The sequence below is a fragment of the Mesorhizobium sp. CA12 genome (assembly GCF_020165255.1).
Lineage (GTDB): Bacteria > Pseudomonadota > Alphaproteobacteria > Rhizobiales > Rhizobiaceae > Mesorhizobium.
Genome location: NZ_JAIUHT010000010.1, coordinates 138181 through 165164 on the forward strand (window position 1 = coordinate 138181; position 26984 = coordinate 165164).

28 protein-coding genes are annotated in these 26984 nt (G+C 64.4%); 15 read left to right on the forward strand and 13 right to left on the reverse strand.

All coding sequences use genetic code 11. The annotated features are described in order from the left end of the window. Positions 1-2 precede the first annotated feature (2 nt). Positions 3-590 carry a dihydrofolate reductase family protein gene (locus LB520_RS18110; RefSeq protein WP_224638361.1) on the forward strand — a complete coding sequence of 196 codons (588 nt, stop codon included), beginning with the start codon at positions 3-5 and terminating at the stop codon, positions 588-590. 54 nt (positions 591-644) lie between these two features. Here LB520_RS18110 and LB520_RS18115 read toward each other — a convergent pair whose 3' ends face one another. Together LB520_RS18115 and LB520_RS18120 are read right to left on the reverse strand one after the other, a co-directional pair. Then, on the reverse strand, positions 645-896 hold the full coding sequence (locus tag LB520_RS18115) for a hypothetical protein (RefSeq protein WP_224638362.1): 252 nt from the start codon (positions 894-896) through the stop codon (positions 645-647). Between the two features lie 138 nt (positions 897-1034). Further along, a complete protein-coding gene (locus LB520_RS18120) occupies positions 1035-2288 on the reverse strand; it encodes a cytochrome-c peroxidase (RefSeq protein ID WP_224638363.1) in 1254 nt (417 codons plus the stop codon). 219 nt (positions 2289-2507) lie between these two features. Here LB520_RS18120 and LB520_RS18125 point away from each other — a divergent pair, with 219 nt between their 5' ends. The 4 genes from LB520_RS18125 (at position 2508) to LB520_RS18140 (ending at position 6229) form a co-directional block, all read left to right on the forward strand. Further along, positions 2508-4040 carry an acid phosphatase gene (locus tag LB520_RS18125; protein ID WP_224638364.1) on the forward strand — a complete coding sequence of 511 codons (1533 nt, stop codon included), beginning with the start codon at positions 2508-2510 and terminating at the stop codon, positions 4038-4040. A 232-nt stretch (positions 4041-4272) separates the two neighbouring features. Continuing rightward, complete coding sequence (locus LB520_RS18130; protein ID WP_224638365.1) at positions 4273-4695, forward strand: OsmC family protein; 423 nt, start codon at positions 4273-4275, stop codon at positions 4693-4695. A 5-nt stretch (positions 4696-4700) separates the two neighbouring features. Then, the gene (locus LB520_RS18135) at positions 4701-5225 is read left to right on the forward strand and encodes a hypothetical protein (protein WP_224638366.1); all 525 of its coding nucleotides are present in this window, start codon (positions 4701-4703) and stop codon (positions 5223-5225) included. A 260-nt stretch (positions 5226-5485) separates the two neighbouring features. Then, positions 5486-6229, forward strand: coding sequence for a 2OG-Fe(II) oxygenase (locus LB520_RS18140; RefSeq protein WP_224638367.1), 744 nt, complete (start codon positions 5486-5488; stop codon positions 6227-6229). Positions 6230-6251: 22 nt separating this feature from the next. Here LB520_RS18140 and LB520_RS18145 read toward each other — a convergent pair whose 3' ends face one another. Then, positions 6252-6578, reverse strand: coding sequence for a GYD domain-containing protein (locus tag LB520_RS18145; RefSeq protein ID WP_224638368.1), 327 nt, complete (start codon positions 6576-6578; stop codon positions 6252-6254). A gap of 218 nt (positions 6579-6796) precedes the next feature. Here LB520_RS18145 and LB520_RS18150 point away from each other — a divergent pair, with 218 nt between their 5' ends. Then, positions 6797-8419 (forward strand): ABC-F family ATP-binding cassette domain-containing protein, encoded by a 1623-nt coding sequence (locus tag LB520_RS18150; RefSeq protein ID WP_224638369.1) that lies wholly within the window; start codon positions 6797-6799, stop codon positions 8417-8419. A 58-nt stretch (positions 8420-8477) separates the two neighbouring features. Here LB520_RS18150 and htpG read toward each other — a convergent pair whose 3' ends face one another. From htpG to groES, 6 genes are all read right to left on the reverse strand, one after another. Then, entirely contained in the window at positions 8478-10370 is a 1893-nt protein-coding gene (gene htpG / locus LB520_RS18155) for a molecular chaperone HtpG (RefSeq protein WP_224638370.1), read from the reverse strand. Positions 10371-10430: 60 nt separating this feature from the next. Then, positions 10431-10733, reverse strand: coding sequence for a DUF982 domain-containing protein (locus LB520_RS18160; RefSeq protein WP_224607344.1), 303 nt, complete (start codon positions 10731-10733; stop codon positions 10431-10433). Continuing rightward, positions 10714-11112: a helix-turn-helix domain-containing protein gene (locus LB520_RS18165; protein WP_224607347.1), complete on the reverse strand. Its 399-nt coding sequence runs from the start codon at positions 11110-11112 to the stop codon at positions 10714-10716. The genes LB520_RS18160 and LB520_RS18165 overlap by 20 nt, the downstream gene beginning before the upstream one ends. Positions 11113-11172: 60 nt before the next feature. Next, positions 11173-11394: a hypothetical protein gene (locus LB520_RS18170; protein WP_095767137.1), complete on the reverse strand. Its 222-nt coding sequence runs from the start codon at positions 11392-11394 to the stop codon at positions 11173-11175. Between the two features lie 67 nt (positions 11395-11461). Further along, positions 11462-13090 carry a chaperonin GroEL gene (gene groL / locus LB520_RS18175; protein ID WP_095767138.1) on the reverse strand — a complete coding sequence of 543 codons (1629 nt, stop codon included), beginning with the start codon at positions 13088-13090 and terminating at the stop codon, positions 11462-11464. Between the two features lie 61 nt (positions 13091-13151). Continuing rightward, on the reverse strand, positions 13152-13466 hold the full coding sequence (gene groES, locus LB520_RS18180) for a co-chaperone GroES (RefSeq protein ID WP_040988406.1): 315 nt from the start codon (positions 13464-13466) through the stop codon (positions 13152-13154). Positions 13467-13796: 330 nt separating this feature from the next. Here groES and LB520_RS18185 point away from each other — a divergent pair, with 330 nt between their 5' ends. From LB520_RS18185 to LB520_RS18205, 5 genes are all read left to right on the forward strand, one after another. Next, positions 13797-14144 carry a hypothetical protein gene (locus LB520_RS18185; protein ID WP_224524793.1) on the forward strand — a complete coding sequence of 116 codons (348 nt, stop codon included), beginning with the start codon at positions 13797-13799 and terminating at the stop codon, positions 14142-14144. 13 nt (positions 14145-14157) lie between these two features. Further along, the gene (locus LB520_RS18190; RefSeq protein WP_224627704.1) at positions 14158-14430 is read left to right on the forward strand and encodes an usg protein; all 273 of its coding nucleotides are present in this window, start codon (positions 14158-14160) and stop codon (positions 14428-14430) included. A 242-nt stretch (positions 14431-14672) separates the two neighbouring features. After that, positions 14673-15149: an Hsp20 family protein gene (locus LB520_RS18195; protein ID WP_224607354.1), complete on the forward strand. Its 477-nt coding sequence runs from the start codon at positions 14673-14675 to the stop codon at positions 15147-15149. An 88-nt stretch (positions 15150-15237) separates the two neighbouring features. Next, a complete protein-coding gene (locus LB520_RS18200) occupies positions 15238-15747 on the forward strand; it encodes an Hsp20/alpha crystallin family protein (protein ID WP_224513219.1) in 510 nt (169 codons plus the stop codon). A gap of 442 nt (positions 15748-16189) precedes the next feature. Then, positions 16190-17614, forward strand: a complete 1425-nt coding sequence (locus LB520_RS18205; RefSeq protein ID WP_095767142.1) for a hypothetical protein — start codon at positions 16190-16192, stop codon at positions 17612-17614. A 107-nt stretch (positions 17615-17721) separates the two neighbouring features. Here LB520_RS18205 and LB520_RS18210 read toward each other — a convergent pair whose 3' ends face one another. The 3 genes from LB520_RS18210 to LB520_RS18220 form a co-directional block, all read right to left on the reverse strand. Continuing rightward, positions 17722-18615: a hypothetical protein gene (locus LB520_RS18210; protein WP_224638371.1), complete on the reverse strand. Its 894-nt coding sequence runs from the start codon at positions 18613-18615 to the stop codon at positions 17722-17724. A 91-nt stretch (positions 18616-18706) separates the two neighbouring features. Further along, positions 18707-20368, reverse strand: a complete 1662-nt coding sequence (locus LB520_RS18215; protein ID WP_224638372.1) for an acyl-CoA synthetase — start codon at positions 20366-20368, stop codon at positions 18707-18709. A 118-nt stretch (positions 20369-20486) separates the two neighbouring features. Then, positions 20487-21293, reverse strand: a complete 807-nt coding sequence (locus LB520_RS18220; RefSeq protein ID WP_224638373.1) for a helix-turn-helix transcriptional regulator — start codon at positions 21291-21293, stop codon at positions 20487-20489. A 136-nt stretch (positions 21294-21429) separates the two neighbouring features. Here LB520_RS18220 and LB520_RS18225 point away from each other — a divergent pair, with 136 nt between their 5' ends. From LB520_RS18225 to LB520_RS18235, 3 genes are all read left to right on the forward strand, one after another. Further along, complete coding sequence (locus tag LB520_RS18225; RefSeq protein WP_095767204.1) at positions 21430-21819, forward strand: VOC family protein; 390 nt, start codon at positions 21430-21432, stop codon at positions 21817-21819. Positions 21820-22061: 242 nt separating this feature from the next. After that, complete coding sequence (locus LB520_RS18230) at positions 22062-23165, forward strand: KamA family radical SAM protein (RefSeq protein WP_224638374.1); 1104 nt, start codon at positions 22062-22064, stop codon at positions 23163-23165. A 375-nt stretch (positions 23166-23540) separates the two neighbouring features. After that, positions 23541-24398 (forward strand): BA14K family protein, encoded by an 858-nt coding sequence (locus tag LB520_RS18235; protein WP_224638375.1) that lies wholly within the window; start codon positions 23541-23543, stop codon positions 24396-24398. 99 nt (positions 24399-24497) lie between these two features. On the opposite strand, the gene LB520_RS18240 is transcribed toward LB520_RS18235, so the two are convergent. Further along, positions 24498-25877, reverse strand: a complete 1380-nt coding sequence (locus tag LB520_RS18240; RefSeq protein ID WP_224638376.1) for an FAD-binding oxidoreductase — start codon at positions 25875-25877, stop codon at positions 24498-24500. Positions 25878-26076: 199 nt separating this feature from the next. Here LB520_RS18240 and LB520_RS18245 point away from each other — a divergent pair, with 199 nt between their 5' ends. Then, a complete protein-coding gene (locus LB520_RS18245) occupies positions 26077-26949 on the forward strand; it encodes a ferritin-like domain-containing protein (RefSeq protein WP_224513233.1) in 873 nt (290 codons plus the stop codon). Positions 26950-26984: the final 35 nt, after the last annotated feature.

Consider the following 26984-nt stretch of genomic DNA (forward strand, 5'->3'; position numbering starts at 1 on the left):
ACATGAGAAAGCTCATCCTGCAGATGCAGATATCGGTCGACGGTTTTGTCGGCGCCGACGAGGACCGTCGCTGGCAACTCTGGGAGTGGGGCGACGACAGCGCCTGGGACGAGGAGCTTAAACGGGACTTCAACGCCGTTTTCACGACCATCGATACCATCCTGTTGAGCCGCAAGATGGCTGAGGAAGGCTATCTGACCCATTGGGGCAACGCGGCGAGGAAATATCCGAAGGACCGCTTCTTTGCCTTCGCCCAGCGCATCGTCGAGGCCGAAAAGGTGGTGGCGAGCGATAAGCTCGGGACCTCGCGCTGGGAACGAACGCGCGTCGTAAGCGGCGACTTGCCGCGTGAGGTCAACGCGGTGAAGCAAGGCGAGGGCGGCGACATCGCCGTGTTCGGCGGCGCCGGCTTCGCCTCGGCGCTGATCGCCGCCGGCCTTGTCGACGAGTTCCAGCTCTTCATCAATCCGGCCGTTCTGGGCAGCGGCCGCCGCATCTTCGACAAGGGCGGCTTTGGCAGGCTGAGGCTCCTCGGCTCCAGGCCCTATGCCAGCGGCATGGTGGTGAGCCGCTACGCGCCGGCGAGGTGAGAAGGCAATCGATGGGAGATCGCTCTGCCTGAATCAATCTGGCAGCGCGGCTTCCTAACTACCTGTCTGGCCATGCCTTTCCCGGATGGGTAGGCAACCGCCCCCGCTGACCAGCCGCAGCTGCACGCCTGGGGTGATGGACCGCTGCCAAGCGGCGCGGCCGTTGCCCACGGCGGCAAACCAGCGGGCTTCGCACGATGTCAGGCCGATAAGCACCCGGCCGGCATATTCGGCCGGCGCGCCATTGGCCGCATCGAACACCGTCCAGCTGCTGCCAGGCGGCTCCTGCACCGGGACGAACCTCATCGGAGACTCCATCTGTGAAGAGATGGGCAATATAGCAGGCGCGACTTGGCGTTCCTATGACGTGGTTCACATTGGCACACATTTACGGTGGATAGCACCGCTGCGGCTGCAAGCCATCAATCTCCTTGGCTGCTTGCCCTACTGCCCCGCCTGGTCGGCGTCGGTCAGCGTGCCGAGGAAGGCGACGATGTCGTCGATCTCGGCATCGGTCAGCGCCGGCTTGTCGCCGGGCTTTTTGCCGTTGAAAGGCGGGTCTGTGTTGAGGTTTCCCCAGTAAGCCTTTGGCAGATCGTCGAATTTGTCGACCGTTCCGTCCGCCTTCTTCGGATACCAGCGCCCGGGATCCGTATCGCGGCTGGCGTAGAAGGCGACCGCGTCGCGCAGCGTGTGGAAATAGCCGTTGTGGAAGAAGCTTTTCCGCAAGGCAACGTTGCGCAGCGTCGGCGTCTTGAACAGGCCGCAATATTCGACGCGGTCCTTGAGATCGGTGCGCAGCGGACCGCACAGGCCGAGGTCGACATAATCGGGATCGCCATTGGCGGGGATCGCCGGGTTGCGCGGCACGGCAATCGCGATCAGGCCGTAATCGGTGAATTGCGGCGGCTCGCCGTCATTGGCCGGTTCGCTGAGATGACAGCTCGCGCAATTGCCCTTCGCTGCGTCCTCGAACAGCGTGCGGCCGCGCAATTCCTGCGCGGAAAGTTGCGCCTTGCCGGCAAGGAAGGCGTCGTAGCGGCTGGAATAGGGATAGAAATCGGCGCTGCTCTGCTCGAAGGTGCCGAGCGCTTCCACCGCGGCGTCGAAGGCGTCTTGCGGATGGTCGAAGACATCGGCGCCGAAGGCCGCCTTGAAGGCGTCGGCATAAGGCGCGTTGCGCAGGCTGGCGACCACCTGGGCCGCGTCCTTGTTGCCCATCTCGAAGGACGACAGCAGCGGGATCCTTGCCTGGTCCTTGCCGTGGTCGGCGCGGCCGTCCCAGGTCAGGCCCCCGGTCGGGCCATTGTCGACGCTTTCGTCGCCTTCGTCCTCGGAGTCGTAGAAGTGCTCCGTGAAGGCGGGCGCCGCCTGCAGGTAGCGCAGTGACGGCACGGCGCGAACGCCGGGCTGGTCAAGATTGGCTCCGCCCATTTCGACCGGTGCCGCCGAGGCCGGCCCGAAAGCGTGGTCGGGATCATGGCAGGACGAGCAGGCCTGCTTGCCCGAGGCCGAGAGCGACGGATCAAAGAACATCTGTCGCCCCAGCGCCGTCAGCGCCTCGGCGCGGGCGAAGGCTTCCTGCCGCGTCATCGGGCCGGGATGGACACCGGATGGCTCCTCGGTGTTGGCGGGCGTGGTGGAGGCGACTATCGTGGCCGCTGCAATGGTGATCGCGTGATTTTTCCGATGTCCCATCGTCTTCGGCGATATCCCTGATGTCTCCGCCCGGTTTCTTTGGCGGCGTAAGGATCGAGTGCAACGGATTGATGACCGGTCTTCCCGCTCACGAAACCGTGTTCGGCCGGGGCCGAACTGTCACAAAGGTGACAAGGCGTCGAAGTAGCTGGGCATTGATGCAGCTGCGTTCCTGCATTGCCGTCCTCCAGCCATTCGCAAGCCACGAGGCATTTCCCAATGATCCGGTCCTTTCTCTCCCTTTGCCTCGCCTTCACGGCGCTGGCATCGCTCTCTGCCGCTGCCCAAGCGGCGCCTGCCGGTTACGACAAGATCGACACCGTCGTCGTCATCTACGCCGAGAACCGCAGCTTCGATAATCTCTATGGCGGCTTCCCCGGCGCCAACGGCTTGGCCAACGTTTCGCCTGAACAGGCGCGCCAGCTCGACCGCGACGGCAAGCCGCTTTCCGAACTGCCGCCGGCCTGGGGCGGACTGACCGGCAAGGGCGTCACGCCGGCGGTGACGGAGGCGCAGAGCGCGCATCTGCCCAACGCGACATTCGCCATCGACGATCCCAAGGGCTTCAACGAGAATACCGGCGTCATCACCCATGATCTGTGGCATCGTTTCTATCAGGAGCAGATGCAGATCGACGGCGGCCGGAACGACAAGTTCGTTGCCTGGGCCGATTCCGGCGCGCTGGTGATGGGCCATTATGACGGCTCGATCCTGCCGATGTGGGCGATCGCCAAAAAATACGTGCTGGCGGACAATTTCTTCCAGGGCGCCTTCGGCGGCTCCTTCCTCAACCATTTCATGCTGGCCTGCGCCTGCGTGCCTTACTATCCAAATGCCGACACCAGCCCGGTGAAGGCCCAGATTGCCGTCGTCGAGCCGGATGGCGTGACGCTGAAACCGGCCGACAATTCGCCGCCCTCGGCGCTGGGCGGCGTGCCGAAATTCACCAATGACGGCGCCATCACGCCCGACTTCTACGCCGTCAACACCATGCAGCCGCCTTACCAGCCAAGCGCCAACAAGCCGGCCGAGGGTGGCGACAAGGCGCTGGCCGATCCGGCGCAGCCGACCACGCTGCCGCCGCAGCACGAGATCACCATCGGCGATCTGCTGTCGCTCAAGGGCATTTCCTGGGCGTGGTATTCGGGCGCCTGGCAGGCGGCGCTCGACGGCAAGAACGCGACGCCCGTGCCGAACTTCCAGTTCCACCACCAGCCCTTCAACTATTTCGCGGCTTATGCGCCGGGCACGGCCGCGCGGGCCGAGCACCTCAAAGACGGCGGGCTCGGCGGCACTGAGTTCATCAAGGCGATCGATGACGGCAAGCTGCCGGCGGTCTCTTTCTACAAGCCGCAGGGCAACCTCAACGAGCATGCCGGCTATGCCGACGTGACCTCCGGCGACCAGCACCTGGCCGACCTCGTCGCGCATCTGGAGAAGAGCCCGCAATGGGCGCATATGCTGGTGGTCGTCACCTATGACGAGAATGGCGGCTTCTGGGATCATGTCGCGCCGCCCAAGGCCGATCGCTGGGGCCCGGGCAACCGCATCCCGGCCTTCATCATCTCGCCCTATGCGAAGATGGGGATGGTCGATCACACGCAGTACGACACGACCTCGATCCTGCGTTTCATCACCGCCCGCTACGACCTGCCTGTGCTGCCCGGCATCGTCGCCCGCGACAAGGCGCTGCGCAACAACGACCAGCCGCCGATGGGCGATCTGACGGCGGCGCTCGATCTGACGAAGTAGCCTCTCAGAAACCGGGTTTCCTCGCCCCCGCCAGAGCCGGGGGAGAGGTGTCCGCAAAGTGGACGGCGAGGGGGCTTCGCAGGGCGCTCCCCCTCTCCGTCTCGGCTTCGCCGAGCCACCTCTCCCCCATTTCATGGAGGCGAGGAAACGCCAATCGCCCAAGGCCTGCCTCGGCGATTGCCTCAGTGAATTCCCGTCCGCTATCAATGGCCTCCAAACTGGAGGCGACACGATGGCAGACTTGAAAATCAGGACCCGCAATGCCGGCGCGCTTGCCGTCCTGCCGCCGGGCGGCCTGCCGGCGGTCACGACGCCGACCGGCGGCACGGTCGATGTGGTCACGCAGGTCAGCGCGCCCGGCTTCAGCCCGCTCGACCTGCTCCATGCTTCTTTAGCCGCCTGCATGGTGCTCAGCGCCCGCATCGCCGCCACCCGCCTCGGCGTCGCCGACCGGCTCGGCGAGGTGAGGGCGGATGTCAGCGGCGAGAAGGCGAAGGACGAGCCCTCGCGGGTCGAGGCATTCATCGTCAAACTGGAGATCACCGGCGACCTTGATGCCGCAATGAAAGAACGGATCCTGGCGGACGCGGAAAACATCTGCACCGTCTCCAACACGCTGCGCGGCGCGCCCGCGCTTCGTTCCACGCTGGGGTGAGCGCAATGGCGTATCTTTCGTCGATCGACTACGCGACCGCCTCGGACGACATCCGCGCCGAGCACGACCGCGAGCTCGCGCTGCGCGGCCGCATGACCAACATGAAGCGCATCCTGCTCCACTCGCCGGCCGCCCACCGCATCTACGCCGAATGGTTCACGCTGCGCGACCTTCTCAAGCCCACACTCGACGACCGCGCCATCTGGCTGTTGTCGAAAGCGATAGCCGAGACCATGCGCGCCGAGATTCCCGTGACCTTCTTTCGCCGCGCATTGATCGAGAACGGGCTCGACCCCGAAGCGATCGAACCGACCACCGACGAGACGCTGCTGATCTCCTTCGGCATGGCAATCGCCGCCGATGCCAATGCCATCCCGGCAGAAACCTGGGCCGCACTCAAGGCGCGCTACGACGAGACGCTGCTCGTCAACCTCACCGCCTTCGCCGGCATCATGGTGGCGACCTGTGTATTCACCAATGCGGTGAAGGTGGATCTCGATCCGGAGCTGGAGCGGTATCGGAGGCAGTGAGGCGCGACTTCTCCTTCTCCCCCTGTGGGAGAAGGTGGATCGGCGCGTTAGCGCCGAGACGGATGAGGGGTGTTCCAGCTTGGCGATAAGATTGAAATCGCCGCCGCCTCATTCCTTCCAGCACCCCTCATCCGACCTCGCTGCGCGAGGCCACCTTCTCCCGCAAGGGGAGAAGGGAAAGCCGGCGCCCCCCCCGCAGGAATCGGGTGGCCGATGCTCATCCTTCGCCCCACTTTGACACCAAGCGAAGGAGCCAACCCATGACCATCCATTCTCTCAACACCAAACGCGCCAGCCGCTCCGCCGAATCCCGCGTCGCAGCACAAGATTGGCGCGCGCTGGTCTCTGAACTCAACGCCCATGGCTGTGCCGTCATGCCCGGCATGCTGTCGGCGGAAGAATGCGCCGATATCGCCGCGCTCTACCCGCATGAAGAGCATTTCCGCAGCCATGTCGTGATGGCGCGCCACGGCTTCGGCAAGGGCGAATATCGGTATTTCAAATATCCGCTGCCGGACCTGATCGAGGGCCTGCGCACCGCGCTCTATCGGCGCCTCGCCACCGTTGCCAATGACTGGAACGAGAAGATGGGCGTTGCCCAGCGCTATCCGGCCGAGCACGCCGCCTTCCTGAAACGCTGCCACGACGAGGGGCAGGTAAAGCCGACGCCGCTTCTGCTGCAATACGGCCCCGGCGATTTCAACTGCCTGCACCAGGATCTCTACGGCGAGCTTGCCTTTCCGTTGCAGGTGGCGATCTTGCTGTCCGAGCCCGGCGAGGATTTCACCGGCGGCGAATTCGTGCTCACCGAGCAGCGCCCGCGCATGCAAAGCCGCGCCGATGTGGTGCCGCTCAAGCGCGGCGATGCGGTAATCTTCGCCGTGCACAACCGGCCGGTGGAGGGCACGCGAGGTTACTATCGCGTCAACCTACGCCATGGCGTTAGCCGCCTGCGCTCGGGCAGGCGACATACGCTCGGCATCATCTTCCATGACGCGAGGTGACACTCCCCGAGGCGGCGTTTTTTTACGCTCCCGGCCGCCGATAACGGATCGATTTCGCCCTGCCCAGCGCGTCCACCGTCTCCTCGACGCTGAGGAGGACGGTGGTCTCGCAGGAGCTGAGCGCCCCTCCGGCACCGATGGCGAGCACGACGGACGCCATCGAAACATTGTCCGGCGCCTCCCACAGGTTCCAGCCGTCGTGCTCGCCGAACGCGTACCAGAACCCGTGCAGCTTTCCGCCCACCGATTCTATGTATGAGCTGGCTGCCTTGCGGCGATCTTCGGGGTTTTCGATCATTCGCGCCCATGTCTCGGGCGTGTAGCTGAAGCGCGTCAGGTACATGGCCATGGTTGACCTCCCTTGCCAGAGCCCATCAAGTGGTTGGCTCCAGCACTAAGCGCTCGATCTGTCGGCGACGCGAATCAATTTTACCTCGGCTGGTTCTGCCTCAAAGGGAATAGGCCGAGCGCGGCATGCGGCGCTTCTGCCTCTTCCCCTCGTGCCCGCATTCGCGTAATGCCCCGGGCAAATCCCCGCCACGTCAGCGAAGTTTCCCGGACTGTCCCATGATCCGTCTCGAAAATATCGGCAAGCAGAACGGCCGACAGATCGTCTTCATCGAAGCTTCCGCCGCCTTGCAGAAGGGCGAGAAGATCGGGCTTGTCGGCCCGAACGGCGCCGGCAAGACGACCCTGTTCCGCATGATCATTGGCCAGGAGCAGCCCGATGAAGGTCAGGTCTCGGTCGATCGCGGCGTCACCATCGGCTATTTCAGCCAGGATGTCGGCGATATGGGCGGCTTGAGCGCCGTCGCCGAGGTCATGGAGGGCGCCGGACCGGTTAGCGCGGTTGCTGCCGAGATGCGCGAGCTTGAGCACGCCATGGGCGATCCCGACCGCGCCGACGACATGGATCAGATCATCGAGCGCTACGGCGAGTTGCAGCACCGCTTCGAGGAGCTTGACGGCTATGCGCTCGACGGCCGCGCGCGCGAGGTGCTGGACGGCCTCGGCTTCAGCCAGGAGATGATGGACGGCGACGTCTCAAAACTCTCCGGCGGCTGGAAGATGCGCGTGGCACTCGCCCGCATCCTGTTGATGCGGCCCGACGTCATGCTGCTCGACGAGCCGTCGAACCATCTCGACCTCGAAAGCCTGATCTGGCTGGAGAAATTCCTCAAGGATTATGACGGCGCGCTGCTGATGACCTCGCACGACCGCGAGTTCATGAACCGTATCGTCACCAAGATCATCGAGATCGACGCCGGTGCGCTCACCTCCTATTCCGGCAATTACGAATTCTACCAGGAGCAGCGCGCGCTGGCCGACAAGCAACTGCAGGCGCAGTTCGAGCGCCAGCAGGCGATGCTGGCCAAGGAGATTGCCTTCATCGAGCGTTTCAAGGCGCGTGCTTCCCATGCGGCCCAGGTGCAGAGCCGGGTGAAGAAGCTCGACAAGATCGACCGTGTCGAACCGCCGAAGCGCCGCCAGACGGTGACTTTCGAATTCCAGCCGGCGCCGCGCTGCGGCGAGGACGTGGCGACGCTGAAGGGTATCCACAAGGCCTATGGCAGCCGCAATATCTATTCGGGCCTCGACTTCCAGATCCGCCGCCGCGAGCGCTGGTGTGTGATGGGCGTCAACGGCGCCGGCAAGTCGACGCTTCTGAAGCTGGTCGCCGGCGCCTCCGTGCCGGACGAAGGCTCCGTCGCGCGCGGCCCGAGCGTCAAGATGGGCTATTTCGCCCAGCACGCCATGGAGCTGCTCGATGGCGAGCGCACCGTTTTCCAGACGCTGGAGGACTCGTTTCCGCAGGCCGGCCAGGCGCCGCTCAGGGCTTTGGCCGGCTGCTTCGGTTTTTCCGGCGACGAGATCGAAAAGAAGTGCCGCGTGCTTTCCGGAGGCGAGAAGGCCCGGCTGGTGATGGCGCTGATGCTGTTCGATCCGCCAAACCTGCTGGTGCTCGACGAGCCGACCAACCACCTCGACATAACCACCAAGCAGATGCTGATCGGGGCGCTATCGCAATATGAAGGCACGATGCTCTTCGTCTCGCACGACCGCCATTTCCTGGCGGCGCTGTCGAACCGCGTGCTCGAGCTGACGCCCGACGGCGTCCACACCTACGGCGGCGGCTACACCGAATATGTCGCCCGCACCGGCCAGGAAGCGCCGGGGCTGAGGGGGTAGGGCAAGACCCTACGCAATCGGCGGCGGCGCATTCCCCCTGTCGGGCGAGCGCCGGCGCTTACCCCCTCGCCAGCCCGCGATCGATCAGCCGCGCAAGCCGCGCCGAGAACGCCTTGGCGTCGGCCGGCTTGTCGCCGTCTAGCACACGTGCCTCGTCGTAAAGCAGATGCGCGGCGTCTTCCTTGAACGCCTTCTCGTCGTCGCCGAGCTTTGCCAGTGCCGCCACGCGCTCGTGGCGCGGGTTGATCTCGAGGATTGGCTTGGCCGCCTTGTCGAGCCGGCCGGCGGCGTTGAGCAGGCGCTCGAACTGGCGGTCCGGGCCATGCTCCGGCGCGACAAGGCACACGGCGCTTTCGGTCAGCCGGTCGGAGGACTTCACGTCCGAAACCTCCTCGCCAAGCGTCGTTTTCACGAAAGCCAGGAAGGCGGCGATATCCGACGACGTCTCCGCGTCGGGCTTCGTCGCATCTTCGGGCAGCGCAATATCGGCGAGCTCGGCCGCGCCCTGCGTCACCGACTTGAACGGCTTGCCGTCGAATTCCGGCGCCATCGTCACCCAGAAGCTGTCGACGGGATCGGTGAGGAGCAGCACCTCGATGCCGCGTGCGCGAAAACCTTCGAGCTGCGGCGAGGCTTCGAGCCGGGCGCGATCGTCACCGGCCATGAAGAAGATCGCTTTCTGTCCTTCCTTCATCGCTGCGACATAGTCGGCAAGGCTGCGCCTGTCTTCGCCTGAGGTCGTCGAACGGAAGCGGGCAAGCTTCAGCAGTTGCTCGCGTCGCTCGTAGTCCTCATAGAGACCTTCCTTGAGGACGACGCCGAAATTTTCCCAGATTTTGGCGTAGGCTTCGGCATCGTTTTCGGCCGTCTTGGCGAGATCGCCGAGAACGCGGTTGGTCACGCCCTTGCGGATCGCTGCGAGCAACGGGCTTTCCTGGATCATCTCGCGCGAGACATTGAGCGGCAGGTCGGCGGAATCGACCAGGCCGCGCACGAAGCGCAGGTAGCGCGGCAGCAGATCGGCTTCGTCGGTGATGAAGACGCGCCGCACATAGAGCTTCATGCGGCCCTTGCGGTCCTGGTCAAACAGGTCGAACGGCCGCGATCCCGGCACGAAGGCGAGCACGCTGTATTCCTGCCGGCCCTCGGCGCGGAAATGGATGGTCGAGGCGGGCTCGTCATACTGGCCGGCGATGCTGCGGTAGAAGTCGGTATATTCCTCCGGCTTGATCTCGCTCTTTTGCCGCACCCAAAGCGCCGTGCCGTCGGCGATGTCGCGCGGTTCGGCGCCGGGCTTTTCGACAAATGTGATTGGCACCGGCACATGCCCGGACTGCGACTTCGCCAAGCCCTCGAGCCGATAGGGCGTGGTGTAGGACGAGGCGTCCTCCATCAGATGCAGCACCACGCGCGTGCCGCGCTTGGGTGCTGCCTCGAGCGGCGCCGGCGCGATCTCGTAGGTGCCCTTGCCGTCGGACGACCAGCGGAAGGCCTCGTCGCTGCCGGCCTGGCGGCTGATGACGTCGACACGGTCTGCGACCATGAAGGCCGAATAAAACCCGACGCCGAACTGGCCGATCAGCTGCGTGTCTTCCGCCGCCTTGCCGGCTTCGACGCGCTCCATGAAGGCGCGGGTGCCGGAGCGCGCGATCGTGCCCAGCGCCTCCGCCATCTCGTCGCGGCTCATGCCGATGCCGTTGTCCTCGACCGAAAGCTCCTTGTTGTCCGGATTGGCGGCAATCGTGATGCGTGGCTTGGCATCGTCGCCCAGAAGCTCTGGCCGGCTCACCGCCTCGAAGCGCAGCCTCTCGCAGGCATCCGCCGCGTTGGAGATCAGCTCGCGCAGGAAAACGTCTCGGTCCGAATAGACCGAGTGCACCATCATATGCAGCAGCCGCGAGACGTCCGCCTCGAATGTCCTGGTTTCCTTGGCCTTGGTGTCCGTCGTCATTCAAAATTCCTGGGTTCGGTTATTTTGTCCGTCGCGCCAGCACGCGCCGGTTTCAAATCTTCAGCCATTGTTGCTTGTGGACGCGCGCCCTGCCAGCGCTGCGGGCGCCAGCGAAACCATGTCCGGCGCCAGGATATCGTGGCGGCGGGCGAAGGCAACAAGGGTTGTCCGCACCATTTCCGCGTCGATCTCGCCGGCAATGCCAGCTTTGCAGGCGTTGAGCGCGATCGCATATGCGCTGCTCCTGCTCGCAGCCGGCCAGTCCTGCAGCAGGGCATAGGCTTCCATCATGGTCTCGAGCCGGACCGGCAAACCCATTCCGACAAGGATGGTGACAGGCTCTTCAAAGCGGTCGTGGTTCATGGTCAGAACCCTCATTCGAGTGGATGCTCATGGCGCCCGGGCGAAGGCCGGTCGTCCCGGCCAGCACATGTCGGCGCGGGTAGGGCGGTTGCAGGACGACGCCGTGCGGTCGCGGCTGGCCTACGCCGTTGAACGCCTGCACAACCACCGGGCCTGCCGGCGTGTGCGTCGCTGAATTCTGCCGGTTAAGGCGCGGCGGGGGCAGCGCCTTGTGTGCCTTGGCGAGGGCCTCGATCCAGGCGGCGACCGCCAGCGGCACCGGCGCGCGCCCCTCGAGCCAGCGCGTCACGTCGTTTCTGGGCCAGCCAAGCTCCTCGGCGACGTCGGCAGCTTCCCATCGCAAGATTCTCAGGCATTCGCGCAATCGTCCTGCAATCATGGCAATCCTCGTCCGTTCGCAGTCACATGGGCCCCGCCTTGAAGGCGGGGCCCGATTTCGCTAGCCGCCCGCGGATGTTTCGGTGGCCGACACGTGCTGTGCGGCAAGAAACATCAGCGTTGAGGCGACGGTCCGCCGGTTCCATCCGGCGGATTCGGCCGTGTCGAGCAAGTCTGCCAGCAACGGCTTCAATGCGCTTCGACATTCGGCTTCATAAGCGAGGAATTCGCTTGCCGGGCGCGTCGGTGCCGGAACCGAGCCATTGCCGCTCATCATATCCATAAGGGCCTCCCATCGTGCGTTTCGAAACGCCCGCTCCCGTTGCCAGAAGCGGGCTCCCGTCGGCGTCTCAGAAGTCCATGCCGGCGCCGGCCGGCATGGCCGGAGCGGCCTCCTTCTTCGGCTTCTCGGCCACCATGGCCTCGGTGGTGACGAGCAGTCCGGCAACCGAGGCCGCATCCTGCAGCGCGGTGCGCACGACCTTGGCGGGATCGATGACGCCCTGTTTGTAGAGGTCGCCATATTCGCCGGTCTGGGCGTTCCAGCCATAGGCGAATTCGGTCTTCTCGCGCAGCTTGCCGACGATGATCGAACCTTCCGACCCGCTGTTCTCGGCGATCTGACGCGCCGGAGCCTCGATCGCGCGCCGCACGATATCGACGCCGTATCTCTGGTCCGGGTTGTCGACGGCGACTGTATCGAGCGCCTTGGCCGCCCTGAGCAGGGCAACGCCGCCGCCGGGCAGGATACCTTCCTCGACCGCCGCGCGCGTGGCGTGCAGCGCGTCGTCGACGCGGTCCTTCTTCTCCTTGACCTCCACTTCCGTTGCGCCGCCGACGCGGATCACGGCAACGCCGCCGGCGAGCTTGGCCAGCCGCTCCTGCAGCTTCTCGCGATCATAGTCGGAGGTGGTCTCCTCGATCTGCGCCTTGATTTGCGTGATGCGGCCCTGGATCTCCTCCTTCTTGCCGGCGCCGTCGACGATGGTGGTGTTCTCCTTCTCGATCGCGACCTTCTTGGCACGGCCGAGCATCTCCAGCGTGACATTCTCCAGCTTGATGCCGAGATCCTCGCTAATGGCCGTGCCGCCGGTCAGGATGGCGATGTCCTCCAGCATGGCCTTGCGGCGGTCACCGAAACCCGGAGCCTTGACGGCGGCGACCTTAAGCCCGCCGCGCAGCTTGTTGACCACCAGCGTGGCCAGAGCTTCGCCTTCGACATCCTCGGCGATGATCAGCAGCGGCTTGCCGGACTGCACCACGGCCTCCAGCACGGGAAGCAACGCCTGAAGATTGCCCAGCTTCTTCTCATGGATCAGGACATATGGCTCTTCGAGCTCGACGCGCATCTTGTCCTGGTTGGTGATGAAATAGGGCGAGAGATAGCCGCGGTCGAACTGCATGCCTTCCACGACTTCCAGCTCGGTCTCGGCCGTCTTGGCCTCCTCGACGGTGATGACGCCTTCGTTGCCGACTTTTTCCATAGCCTCGGCCAGGAAGCGGCCGATCTCGGCATCGCCATTGGCCGAGATCGTGCCGACCTGGGCGATCTCGTCGTTGCTGGTGATCTTGCGGGCGTTGACCTTGAGTTCGGCGACGACGGCATCCACCGCCTTGTCGATACCGCGCTTGAGATCCATCGGGTTCATGCCCGACGCAACGGCCTTGGCCCCTTCGCGAACGATCGCCTGGGCAAGCACGGTGGCCGTGGTGGTGCCGTCGCCGGCGAGGTCGCTGGTCTTCGAAGCGACTTCGCGAACCATCTGGGCGCCCATGTTCTCGAACTTGTCCTCGAGCTCGATCTCCTTGGCGACGGTGACGCCGTCCTTGGTGATGCGCGGGGCGCCGAACGACTTGTCGATGACGACGTTGCGGCCCTTCGGACCGAGCGTCACCTTCACCGCGTCGGCGAGGATATTGACGCCGCGCAGCATGCGCTCGCGGGCGTCGGAATGGAATTTGACTTCCTTGGCAGCCATTGGATCACTCCTTGTTTAGGCAGCTTTCATTGACTGGGTTGCGGTTCGATCGAAGCCCCGGTCAGGCGGCTTTCTTCAGCGTCGCGGCCTGCTCGATCACGCCCATCACATCGCTTTCCTTCATGATGAGCAGATCCTCGCCGTTGAGCTTGATCTCGGTGCCGGACCACTTGCCGAACAAAATGCGGTCGCCGACCTTCACGTCGAGGGGCACGAGCTTGCCGCTCTCGTCGCGGGCCCCCGGGCCGACGGCGATGACTTCGCCTTCCTGCGGCTTTTCCTTGGCAGTGTCGGGGATGATGATACCGCCGGCCGTCTTCTCTTCGGCCTCGATGCGGCGCACGAGCACGCGGTCATGCAATGGACGGAACGTCATATCGTTCTCCTTCAGGACAAACAGATTGCGAGCAGTTCCTCCGCTCCGGACCGGCAGGACCGGAGCGGGGCTCGCGCGACCCTTTCGGCATCGCGCGCATGTCGAGCTAATTTTGCCTTCATCTACTTTCAAGGGGGTACCGCAAATTTTTTGGCACTCTCGACCGTTGAGTGCTAGCGCGCTGAAAACATGCGGTAAATTGGCCCGCTCCGATAACGGAGAGGCTTGAATTCGCGATTGAGTTGAACAAGATTATCGGTGCCCGGCAGCGCCGGGACCGCTGAGAAATTGGAACCCGAAGCAAGGAGTTTTTGGAGACGGAGGACAGAAATGGACCGACAGACGCTTTCGCCGATCATTCCTTCCCTAGCTCCCGAACTATCAGACCTTTCGCTCGACCGGCTGCTGTCGCCGGCCAGGCATTTTCAGCACCCGCGGGATGTGCTGGAGGACGGCTCGCTCGATATATGGGAAAAGCGGGCGATCCTTTCGTCCTGGGCGTCCGATGCTTGCGCCGTAGAATCGATGCCGGCGCTGCGCCAGCCGCCGGGCACCGAGCGGCCGGTCTCCTTCGACGACATCATGGATGCGCTGCGCCGGCTTGATGCGCTGGCTCCGCCGCCCAGCGGCCCTGCCGATGACGACCACCGGCAGGTGGTCGACCGGCTGAGCGCGTGAAGGCCCGAAGGCGATGGCGGTCAGCAGGGAATTCCGCTTGCAGATGAATGGGTATGGCTTGACCACTGCCGAGATCCATTATCATCTGCCCGACCATCCCAGCCTGCTCCAGCTTTACGTCTGGCAGGACTATGATCTTGCCCCGGATTTCCCGGCGCTGAGGGGCTTTCTGGGCTTTTGGCAGCGCGAGCTGGCTGGCGCCTTGCATTCTGTCCGTGTCGCTCACCATCGGCTCATCAGGGCGTCGGAGTGGCGGGCCGTCGACGGGATCATCGCGATCCATTGAAGATCAGCTCCCCGAGGCGGTCGTGGTTGTGCGGCCGCCTCCAACTCATGATTTGCCTGCCTGCATGCAGACGAAGGGACTGACTTTCACGACCTTGAAGGCGGCTTCGGAGCGGGGCCTTGACGTGCCCGTGTTGAATTCCCAGATCGATTACGCCGGTGCTTGAGAGAGACCGGCAAGGTCAAGGGGCGCCGCTTCCTTGGCGCCCCTCGTATCTATGTTGCTCAATGGAGGATGTAGCTATGAGAACCACGTTTGACTTCAGTCCCCTGTTCCGGTCGAGCATCGGCTTCGATCGAATGCTGAACGCGCTCGAGACGGCGAGCCGGATCGAGACCGTCGACAATTGGCCACCCTACGACATCGCCAAGACTTCGGAAGACGACTACCGCATCAATATGGCGGTGGCTGGGTTCTCGCAGGACGAACTGGCCATTACCCAGGAGCAGAACATGCTCATGGTCTCTGGCCAGAAAGCCGGCGAGGACAAGGGTGAGTACCTGCATCGTGGCATCGCCGGCCGTGCATTCCAGCGCCGCTTCGAGCTTGCCGACCACGTCAAGGTCGTTGGCGCCAGCTTGGTCAATGGGCTGCTGACGATCGATCTGAAGCGCGAAATTCCAGAAGAGATGAAACCGCGGCGGATCGAGATCGCGGCCGACAAGGCAACGCTCAAAGGCACGACAAAGAAGATCGAAGGCGAGAAGCACGCCGCCTGAGGGCTTCTGTGAGCGCATCCGCGCTACGCGCCGGGCACTGCGCGGCGCGTAGGAGCTTTTCGAGCCGATGAACAGAAAGGAGCAAACCATGAGTGTCCGTGATCTGATCCCCTGGGGCCGGAGCAACGGCAACCAGCTTCCAAGCATATTCCGCGACGGTGAGCGCGATCCGTTCCTGTCGCTGCATCGCGAGGTGAACCGCCTGTTTGACGACGTTTTCCGCGGCTTCGACAGCCGGTTGCCGTCACTTGGCGGTGTCTCCGCCCTCGGCGCCGGTTGGCCGAGCGTCGAGATCTCCAACGGCGAGAAGGAGATCAAGGTGATGGCCGAGGTGCCTGGCCTCGAACAGAAAGACATCGAGGTCCTGCTCGACGACGGCGTGCTGACGCTGAGAGGCGAGAAGCGCTCCGAGACGGAGGACAAGGATAGGCAGTTCTCCGAGCGCTATTACGGCCGCTTCGAGCGCCGCATCCCGGTCGGCTACGAGGTCAAGGAAGACGAGGTGGATGCCCGCTTCAAGAACGGCGTGCTGACCGTCACCTTGCCGAAGAGCGAGAAGGCGCAGTCGCAGGTCAAGCGCATCGACATCAAGAGTTGATGCACCGACGCGGGAGGTCGGCCCATCCGCCTCCCGCGTCGACTCCCATAGAGCCACGGCAACCGGATGCTCGCGCAAGCAACTCCACTCGATCGATCATGGGCGGCCGAGGAAGAGAAAATTTATACGGCGGGAGCTTCTTTTTTCCGTCCAGAAGTCTTCGCATCGCTCATCTGAATGATGACAAGCAGCTCGCTGTCTTTCCCTTCTGCTGCGCATGCTTTCAGCACCTATCCGGAGAGAAAGCTAACATATGTTAGGAACGGGAGAGGGGCTCACCTAGCGCGGATCCGCATCAGATTGGGACCGGCGATAACCTTAATTTTGGTTTCCTTTGCACAGGCTTCCCGAACGGAAGGTAACGCGATAGATTAGTAATTCGTTAAGTACGCCCGGGGGCGAGCGTAAAAGATGTGTCGTCGAGCGTAAGGGATGTGCCGTGATGAATTTCAAGTCTCTGATCAAGCGGGCCGAGGACGTCGATAAGGAATTTCAGGAACTCCAATCGGATCTGGCGGAGGCGTTCGAGGACGTTCTCAAAGATGACGAACAGCCGCCGTCGGAAGACGACGCCGTCGCCGGTCGGGAACTGGTTGCAAGCGACGAGAATCCGCCGGCCGAAGAGCCGTCCGACGCATCGGCATCGCGGCTGACACCGCATACCCAGACGCGGCTGGCCGCCCTGGAGGCCGTCACCGGGCTTTTCCGGGACGGGCAGGGCCATCTGCAGGAGATCGAGGCAAAGCTGGCGGAGATCGCCACTGCGCATCATATGACGCGCGAAGTCCTCAACGTCTTCCATCGCGACGTGTTGCGCTCCAACGAGCTGGAGCTGGCAAATCTCGCTCTCACCGCCGAACACAAGACATTGTCGGAACAATTGCTTGACGCCGCCCGCCGGCAGCGCGAACGCGACGGTGCGGCCGAAGCGTGGCAGCAGCGCGAGGCGAGCCTCGTCCAGGACCGGGAGCAGCTGCGCTCGGCGCTTGCGGCGGTGCGCCTGGAGCTGGTGGAGATGGGCAATGAGACCGCCAGGCGCGAGACGGAGTTCGGCGAGATCGTTAAAGCCCTGACGGCCAAGACCGTCGAAGTCGACAGGCGCGGCGCCGAGAACAAGCTGCTGCGGGAAAAGCAGGTCGGCCTTTCGGTCGATCTGGAGCAGGCGCAAAAGCGCGAGGCGGAGGCCCGGCATAAGTTCGACGAGTTCGCGGCAACCCACGCCAGTGAAACCGCCCACATCGCCGAGCTGATGGCTCAAATCGGCAACCACGAAAAGGAAGAAACCCGGCTGCAGAAAGCGCTCGAAGCAGCGCAGGCCAGGCTTGCCGAAACAATCGAGGCGGCGCGGATCGCCGAGAGCGACAGCACCGCCGAATTGGCACGCAGCCACGCGGAAATGCGCGGTTTGCGTGCCGAGATCCAGGAACTGCAGTCGCGTCTGGACAAGGTCTCGACCGACAATGGCGAAGCCACGGACGAGATCACCAGGCTAAAGGCGCAGCTGAACGACGCCGTCACCGAACGCCAGATTGCGGAGAAAAGGCTCGCCGTTCTCAAGGACGAGAGCGAAGCCGACAAGAAGAACCTGTCCGAGGTCAGCACCAATTTCTCACGGCTTTCGCTGCAGCAGGCGTCGGAGCAGATCCAGCTCGATATCCAGAAGCAGGAATGCGAGGATTTGCGCGCCGAAGTCGAAGCGCTCAACGCCCGCATCCGGGAATTGCTGCCTTACGAGCGCCTGCATCGGGTGACCGACGCAAGGTCGCGCATGGATGCCGCGCCTCAAACCAACGGGATCATCGCGGAAGCGGCGCGCCCCGTCGCGCGGCGCGTTTCTCGGCGCAACATGCGGGCGAACGGAGGCTGAGGGTTTCGAGCGGCTCGGCTTCGACAGCGCCGGCCCGCTCTATCTCTCATGGTTTGAAACCGCTCACTTCGAGAGCCGCTGCGCTTTTCTGGAATTGCCCTGGCGGACTATTTTCCAGCCATGTCGTCGGCAAGGTCCTGCGCCTGCTTGAGCAGCGCCGGGAAGGACGGTTCGCCGGGCAGGCGCTGGGCCATGCAGGCGCGGTAGTCGGCGTCGCCCTTTTCCCAGGCGGCGTTGGCGGGATCGGAGGCCTGCGGATCGTCCTGGTCCGAACCCTGGTCGGCCTGCTGGGCTTTCTGCGCGGCGGCGTCGGCGGCTGCCCAGATTGAATCGCAGGCCGCGATCTTCGGCACGGCGGGCGAGGCGGGTGCCTCGGCAATCAGCACGCGGTCACCTTTCACGACTGCCACGACGACGTGCTGATCGTAGATCGGTCCGACATCCTGGGTCCAGCCACCGAGCCGCGCGACCACCGCATCGGCGCCGTCGGGCTTTTTCAGCGAAAAGTCGAGCGTGCCCGAGAATGCCGCGTCGCTGCCGATGGCCTGGGTGTAAAAACTGTCGAGCTTCAACGCCGCGCCGATGTCGGCGGGCAGCTTGAAATCCGCTTCCGCTTCGGACGATTTGGACTTGAGCCAGCGCTCGGTCAACCCGCGCGTCGAGGCGACGATGCTTGGGCCGTCGTCGCTCTGCGCATATCGCAGTCCGTCCAGCATGCCGTAGCCGATATCGGAAGCGTTGAGGCTTTGAACATTGATGGTACCGGTCGCCGGAAAGCCTTTGACGGAGAGCGGACCGAGGATGGCGGTGAGGCGCTGCTGGAGGTCGGCCAGCGCCTTCTCGTTCTGGGCATCGATAGTTTCGATCGCCGTATTGGCGCTTTCCTGCGCGGTGATATCGGCGATCGCCTTGTCGCGCGCGACGATATAATCATCTTCGGGCGAGGCCGCATATGCCGCGTTGCCCGCCAGCGCAATGAGAAGCGTCAAGACCAACCGCATGCTGCAACCCCAAATTAGCGATCAAAGCCCTTGGGAGCCATCGCCCGACTTGGCGGCTTTTGCGTGGCGGAAATCATGGAGAGCCAAATCTTTATTCCGCCTTGCGTTTCTCCACCTCGACCTTCCTCAGCAAGAACCGCTGGATCTTGCCGCTCGGTGTCTTCGGCAGTTCGCTGACGAACTCGACCTCGCGCGGATAGGAATGCGCAGACAGCCGCTTCTTCACATGCTGGGCGAGTTCCTCGGCTAGCGCCTCGCTGCCCTTGAAGGCGGGCGCCAGCACCACGAACGCCTTAACGATCTCCGTGCGCTGCGGATCGGGCACCCCGACGACGGCCGCCTCGTTGACCGCCGGATGCTCGATCAGCGCGCTTTCGACATCGAACGGTCCGATGCGGTAGCCGGACGAGGTGATGACATCGTCGGCCCGCCCGATGAAGGAGACCGAGCCGTCCGTCTCATATTCCACCGTATCGCCGGTGCGGTAGTAGCCGCCCGCGATCGCCGGCGTTTCCGCCTGGTGGTAGCCGTCGAACCAGCGCAGCGGCGAGTTGGCGATATCGACCGCCAGCACGCCGGGTTGGTTGGGGCCGAGTTCGTTGCCTGCCTCGTCCAGCACCACCATGCGGTAGCCGGGCATGGCAACGCCGGCCGAGCCGGCGCGGACCGTATGCGCCAGATCATGATGGTTGTTGACCATCATGCCATTCTCGGTCTGGCCGTAATGATCGTGGATCGGCGCTGCAAGATGCGCGTCGAACCAGCGGATCACCTCCGGATTGAGCGGCTCGCCGGCGCTGCTCACCACGCGCAGCATGCCCTTGACGCGGGCCGCGGCCTCGGGCCCTTCCGCCATTAGCAGGCGATAGGCTGTCGGCAAGCCGGCCAGGCTGGTGACGCCCAGACGCTCGATGATGTCGTAAGTCGATTTCGCGTTGAAGGCGCCTTCGTGGAAGGTGGTGGCGATGCCGAGCTGCAAAGGCCCGGTGATGGCGTAGTAGAGCCCATAGGCCCAGCCGGGATCGGCGATGTTCCAGAAGATGTCGTCGGGCCGAAGCCCGATCGCGTCACGCATATAGGCGCCGAAGGCAAGCAGCGCTTTGAGCGGCACCGGCACGCCCTTTGGGTGCCCGGTCGTGCCGGAGGTCGACATCATCATGAACAGGTCGGTGCCCTTGCGCATGACCAGCTCGCTATCGAGGGAGGCAGCCGCGAGCGCCGCGCGGAAATCGACGTCGCCTGCTGCAAGGGCGTCGCCGGGCCCAACGATGGTGGCGATGCGCGGATGGTTCTCCACCTCGTCGAGCTTGGCGCGGTTTGCGGGGTTGGTCACCACCAGCTTCGCCTTGCTGTAGTTCAGGCGATGCTCGACAGCCTTCGGCCCGAAAGCGGTGAACAGCGGCTGGTACACAGCGCCGACCCGCCACGTACCGAGGATCAGCGCCACCAATTCGGGAATGCGCGGCAGCATGCCGGCGACGACGTCGCCGGGACCGACGCCGAGACCTTTGAGCAGGGTGCCGACGCGGCCCGCCATGTCGGCCAGATCGTCGAAGGAGTATTCACGCAATTCACCGGCAGCCGAGATCGCGCGCAGCGCCAGCCGGTTTTCGCCGGTATAGCGGCCGCAGCATTCGACATAGGCGTTGATGCCGGTCGCCGGATCGCCGTGGAGGCGCGCGATCTCGTCCTCGATGCGGAATTGCGCAACGGCATCCTCATAGCGCGGCAGCGCCGCTGGCGTGTCGGTCATGGCAATCCTCCCTCGGCGGCGGATCATTTCCCCATGATCGCCGTCGGAGGAGATTGCATGAAAGGAGGGCGCTGGTCGATTGCGGCAGCGTCTTTCTCCCCGTTTTACGGGGAGCTCCTTATCCACGCTTCCGATAAAGGCTCAGCGTTATCTCCTTGCCCACGCCCACGGGCGTCAGCATGAAATAATCATAGACCATGATTTCGCCGCTCGGACCGACCATCCGCTTCGACCAGATCGGCGCTTCCTCGACCCGCATCTCGGCCCATTGGCGCGCGAAGTCGGGGCTCAGCGCCTTGAGTGGGTCGAGCACGGCGCGGATGTCGGCAGCAGACGCGTATTCGACGGTCGCGGCGCGGAATTGCGCGATCGCCGAGCGAGCTACCACTTCCCAGTCGGCGAACAGCCCGCGCCAGGCGGAATCGAGGAAGAACCGCGCCAGCAGGTTGCGCCTTGCGGGATCCTCCTGATCGAAGCCGCCGAACAGATTTGCCGCCTCGTCGTTCCAGGCAATGAAGTCCCAGGCGCGGTTGAGCGCATAGGCCGGATTGGGCGAGAGCGTGGCGAGCAATGCGGCAATGCGCGGATCGGGCGAGGGGCCTTCGGGCGCAATCGCCTCGGGCCGCCATTCCGGCTTTGCGAGCTTGAACAGGTGCTGGTGTTCCACAGGCACGAGGTCCAGCACGTCGGCGAGCGCATTGAGCACCTGCGCGGAAGGATTGGCCTGGCGGCCCTGTTCTAGCCACGTATACCAGGTGGCGCTGATCCCTGCGAGCAGCGCGACTTCCTCGCGCAGCAGCCCGCTTGCGCGCCGTCGCGTGCCGGTGCGGATGCCATGCCGTGACGGCTCGACGCGTTCGCGCATGGCGCGCAGGAAGCGGCCGAGTTCCTTACGCCTGTCCATCTCGGTGGTCTGTTCCAGCATGCTCGTGCCTCGAAGAGGGTGGCGACGCTACTAGCAGCGCCGCTCATATTGTACCACCTTGCTACCAGTATAATGAGGGCAGCGCATCGACAATCACGCCGCGTCGGAACGCGGCGCCCGACAAAGGATTCCGCAAATGAATGCGCTGAAAAACATCAGGAATATCGACTACACCGTCCTCTTCGCCCGCGACATGAAGGAGATGCGGCGTTTCTATGAGGACGTGATGGGCTTTCGCGTCCATTCCAGCCTGGGCGAGAGCTGGATCGCCTACCAGGTCGGCTCGTGCCTGCTGGCGCTCACTGAGCGCGGCGTGATGTTCAACGACTTGCCGACCCCGGCGGGCGCGCTCTCCATGCAGCTCGCCTTCCGGGTGACGCCCAGCCAGGTTGACCAATGCGCCGAGACGTTGCGTGAGAAGGGCGTAGCGATCGAAAGTGGGCCGACCGACCGGCCCTGGGGTCACCGCACGCTGTTCTTTCGCGATCCCGACGGCAATGTGCTGGAGATCTACGCCGATATCTAGCCTTGCGGCAGTTGAATGCCTTGCGTCAAGCGGCTCGTCGACTTCTACGAGACAGTCACGGGCATCAAGCTCACGGTCTACACCGAGGATTTCGCCGAGCTGCTTGCTTCACGCCGGTGACGGCGGAGGCGATTGCGAAGCTCAAGCGGTGAGAGTTCCAAGTTCCCAACACGGCGTAACGCGGTATGCGGTTGACCACATCGACCATCCGGCCGATAGGGACGGCGAACCAGAGAACCGCAATGACCACTAGTCTCAAACAGCCGGCCGCCCCCGACGCCGCCTGGCAAGCCGACATCCGCGCCGGCGTGCGCCATGTCCGCGACCTCGCGTCCCTGCCGCTTTCGCCCGCCGAGCGCGCCGTCATGCAAGAAGCCGCGACCGCGCACAAGGTGCGCGTGCCCAAACCCTATCTCGATCTGATCGACTGGAGCGACCCCAACGATCCGATCCGCGCCCAGGTGATCCCGTCGCCGGGCGAGCTCGTCGCCACCGAAGGCGAGCTCGACGACCCGATCGGCGATCATGCCTTCAGCCCGGTGCCGCGCCTGACGCACCGTCACGCCGACCGCGTGCTTTTGTTCCCGACCTATCAATGCGCGGTCTATTGCCGCTTCTGCTTCCGCAAGGAATCGCTGACCTCGATCGGCCGCGGCTACACAAGCAAAGCGCTGGAGCCGGCACTGGCCTACATCGCCGGGCACCCGGAAATCCGCGAGGCGATCCTGACCGGAGGCGATCCGCTGTCGCTGCCGGACAAGGCGCTGGCCGAGATCCGCGCCCGGCTGGAGGCGATCCCGCATCTGCGGCTTCTGCGCATCCATACCCGCGTGCCCGTGGCGCTGCCGTCGCGCATAACCTCCGGCCTGGTCGAGGCGCTGCAGGGCCGTCTGATGGTGACGGTGGTGACCCACTTCAACCATCCGCGCGAGCTCATCGCCGAAGCCGAGGCGGCCTGCCGCACGATGCGCCAGGCAGGTTTCGTGCTGCTCAACCAGAGCGTTCTCCTCAAAGGCGTCAACGACAAGGTCGAGGTGCTGGAGGAGCTCTGCCGCGAGCTGATGTACCGTCTCGGCGTAAAACCCTATTACCTGCACCACGGCGACCTCGCGCGCGGCATGGCGCACCGCCGCACGACGATTGCCCAAGGCCAGGCGCTGGTCGCGGAGCTGCGCCGGCGGCTCTCCGGCATCTGCAACCCGACCTACGTCATCGACCTGCCGGAGGGCGGCGGCAAGGTGCCGCTGGCGGCGAGCCATATCGAGGGGCGGGACGGCGAAACGTGGCGCATTCGCGGCCAGGACGGGAAGGCGAGGAGCTACAGCGAGGTGGTGGCGGACTGCTGAGTGCCCGCATGCCGCTCGGGCGCGGCCTGGCCGCCTCGTTGGGGCATTCTGCCGGGCCTGACCGGCCGCCGCCGGCTGCGAGTCCGAGGCGTGGAGTGCCATGTGAACGACCTGCGTTTATTCCTCTGTTTGCACGATGCGGCGTCGTACCAAAGGCGCGACACTGTCATCGATCCGTTTGGATCATCGTAAAGTCCCTTAGCTGCCTAGTCCCCAGCTGGGTTCACCTAGCGATCCTCTCGAAGCCCCGCGTGCTCCTCCCCGGAGCACGCGGGGCCCTTCGTTTGTTACCGCCGGGTCGCAACATCGCCCTCTTGCTGTGGGAACCGGATTCCGCGCCTCGCATTCTATCAGCGGGGACTAAAGGAGTTCGGCATGAAGGCTTTGTTGGGAATTGTCGGCGGCTTCGTGCTGACCCTTGCCGTGTTCGCCAGCGGGCTCGCCTTCGCCACCTGGCTGCTCGCCGCCAAGCCAGTGCGCCAGGCGACCCCGGCGATCGGCGTTTCCGAGCTCTGGACCAAGGACGCTCAGCCGGTCGATCCGCAAAAGCAGAATCTTCAGCGCATTCCCGCCCAGCAGGCTGCCGTCGCGCCCGCCCCAGGGGGCGAGCCGGCCAAGGCCGACAGCGCAGTGCAGACGGCGACGCTCGCGGCGTCGACAGCACCCGCGCAGCCGCAGCAGTTGCAGCCCACGACCGCTCAGCCGAACCTTCCCGCGGCCGAGCCTGACGCGACCCAGCCTTCCCAGCCGGCTCCGGCCGATCAGCAGGCCGAGCAGCAATTGCCCGTGGCTCATCTGCAATGGTGCTCGGCCCGCTATCGCAGCTACCGTCCGGCGGAAAACAGCTACCGCTCCTACAGCGGCGAGCTGCGCCCCTGCATCTCACCCTATTACGACCCGATGGGCGACCGCACCGCCTCGACCGGCTCAAACGATCGGCAACGCCAGGGTGGCCAAGCCGTCGGGACCGATCGGCAAACCGCCGCGGCCGATGATCAGACGAGCGACGACCAGGCCGAGATGGAAGGCTACGCCCCGTCGGGCGACGGCTACGTCACCACCTATGGCGGCCCGCCGGAAGAGATCTCGCCCGAGGCCGGGGCCGTGCGGGCACAGGGCCGGCAGATCTCGGCCGCCCATATCGACGATTGCTTCAGCCGCTACCGCTCCTACGATCCGCAGGACAACACCTACCAGCCCTTCGACGGCGGCCCGCGCCGCCAGTGCGAGTAGTGTTTCTGGCCCGCGACAGCGAAAAGGTGATCGCGAAGCGACCGGAGAGGGGCTGCGACAGGCAGGTTCGCTCTAGCCTCTCGCGCTCCCCCGCCGAACTCAGCCCACGCCCTTCCCCGGATTCATCACATTGCCCGGATCGATCAACTCTTTGATCGCCTTCGCCAAATCCCGCTTCACCGGATCAGCATGCCGCTCATAGGCCTCGCGTTTCTCCAGCCCCACCCCATGCTCAGCTGAGAACGAACCGCCGGCCTCGCGCAGCCCCTCATAGAGCACGCCCTCGATCGCCTCATGCCGCTCATGTGGAACCGGCCCTTCGCAATTGAGGGAGATGTGCAGATTGCCGTCGGCGAGATGACCGTAGACATAGGGCGCATATGAGGCGTCGAGCTTCTTCAGCCCCGCCTCGATGCGCGCCACATAGGCGTCCAGCGCGCCGGCCGGCACGGAGACGTCGAACGAGGGCGCCATAGGGTGCGCGCGCTCGATCTCAACGGTCTCCTCGCGCAGCCGCCACATCGCTGCGGCTTGGCCCTCGGAGCTCGCGACCAGCCCGTCGACGATGCCGACCTCTTCCCAGATCGTCGCCAGCCCGCCCTCGAGCGCGCTTCTCGCCGCCTCGATCGAGTCGGCGCCTAGGCCCAGCACCAGCAGACAGGGCGCATCGAGCGGCAGGCTGCCCGAGGCATAGTTCAGCGACCGCTGCATGAGGGACGCAAAATTACGCCACAGAATCTCGGCGGCGGTGAGCCTCGCGCTGGTCGAGGTCAAAAAATGCCGCACGATGTGCTGGGCGCTGGCCGCATTCGGCACGCCGACAAGCGCGGTGGCACTCGCCCCGGCCACCGGATCGAGCCGCAGCGCCACGCGGGTGACGATGCCGAGCGTGCCTTCCGCGCCGATGAAGAGATGCTTCAGATCGTAGCCTGCGCTGGTTTTCAGCACCCGGGTGAGATCGCAAAACAACCGCCCGTCCGGCAGCACGGCCTCCAAGCCGAGCACGCGGTGGCGCATTGTGCCGTTGCGAAACGCCATGATGCCGCCGGCGTTGGTGGAAACCATGCCGCCGATAGTGGCGCTGCCGCGCGCGGCAAGGTCGATGCCCGGGTCGAGCCCATGCTGGGCTGCCGCCTCCTGCAGCGCGCCCAGCGTCACGCCCGCCTGCACGATCGCCACGCGCGTGAAGGGATCGATGTCCTCTATTCTGTTAAGCCTGCCAAGGTCGCAGATCACCTGCCCTTGGGAAGTGGCTGCTCCGCCCGCCAGCCCGGTGCGCCCGCCCTGCGCGACAAGGCTGATGCCATGCGCCGAACAGAATTTCACCAGCGCCGCGACCTCTTCGACATCGCTCGGATGCACCAGAGCCGAGGCGCCGAAATTGCGGGTGTCGAAGCCAGGATCGCGCGAGGCGAGCTCGGCGGCGTCCCAGATGGTGGCGTTGGGGAGGGCGGCGCGGAGAGAGGGGAGGAGGGCCATGAAATGGATCCGGCGTCGGACGTGAAGCTCGTCCTATAGAGGAACCGCAGCCCGGGAGTCACGCCGGCACGCCCATCGAATCGCCCGGGTCCACAACCATACCGGCTCGGTTCAGGAACATTCCGCGTTTGGCGGAGTTGACAGGACGGCCCGCTCGTTTGAGGCCACACCGGTTCATGGCGGGCTTCGGGAGGAAGCTATGATCCATGCCACCCCTTCACTTCATGTTTCTCGCCGCGGCGCATTGCAAATTGGTCTTGGAGCGACGCTCGCTTCAGCGACCGGCGTCGCCCCCGTTTCGCCTGCTTTCGCACAGGATGACATAAAGGACGAAGACATTTTCCGGTTCGCGCTGAACCTGGAATATATGGAGGCCGAATACTACCTCCGGGGCACCACAGGAAAAGGCATCGACGATTCAGATGCCGGTTCCAAGCCCGGCGACGTCGTCGGCGGCAAGAAGGTTCCCTTCGAAACACCCGCACTGGCTGAATTTTTGCGGGAAGTCGCGGAAAATGAACTTGCCCATGTCAGGTTCTACCGCAAGACCCTGGCGTCGAATGCGGTGGACCGGCCGGCGATCGATTTTGATGCCGGCTTTGCCGCGGTCGCCAAGGCGGCCGGGCTCGGTGCCGACTTCGACCCCTTCGGCAACCAGATGAACTTCGTGCTTGGCGGCATGCTGTTCGAGGATGTCGGCGTCACCGCCTACGCCGGTGCGGCAACCGTCCTGAAGAACAAGGAATTCCTGGCAGCCGCGGCTGGAATTCTCGCGGTCGAGGCCTACCACATGGGGATGGCGCGGTCGTCGCTCTATCGCATGGGCGAGAAGGCCTGGAAGGCGGCGAATGCGATTTCCGACGCACGCGACAAGATCGACGGGCCCGATGACAAGGACCAGGGCATTCGCGTCGACGGCAAGGCCAACTTCGTTCCTTCCACGCCGGATGCGATTGCCTTCACAAGGACGCCGCAGGAGGTGCTGCGCATTGTTTATCTGACCGACCAATCGGGTGTGAGCAAGGGCGGCTTTTACCCGAACGGGATGAACGGAACGCTCAAGAGCACCTAGCCGCGAGGATGGAGCCGGTCACGATGACCTACAAC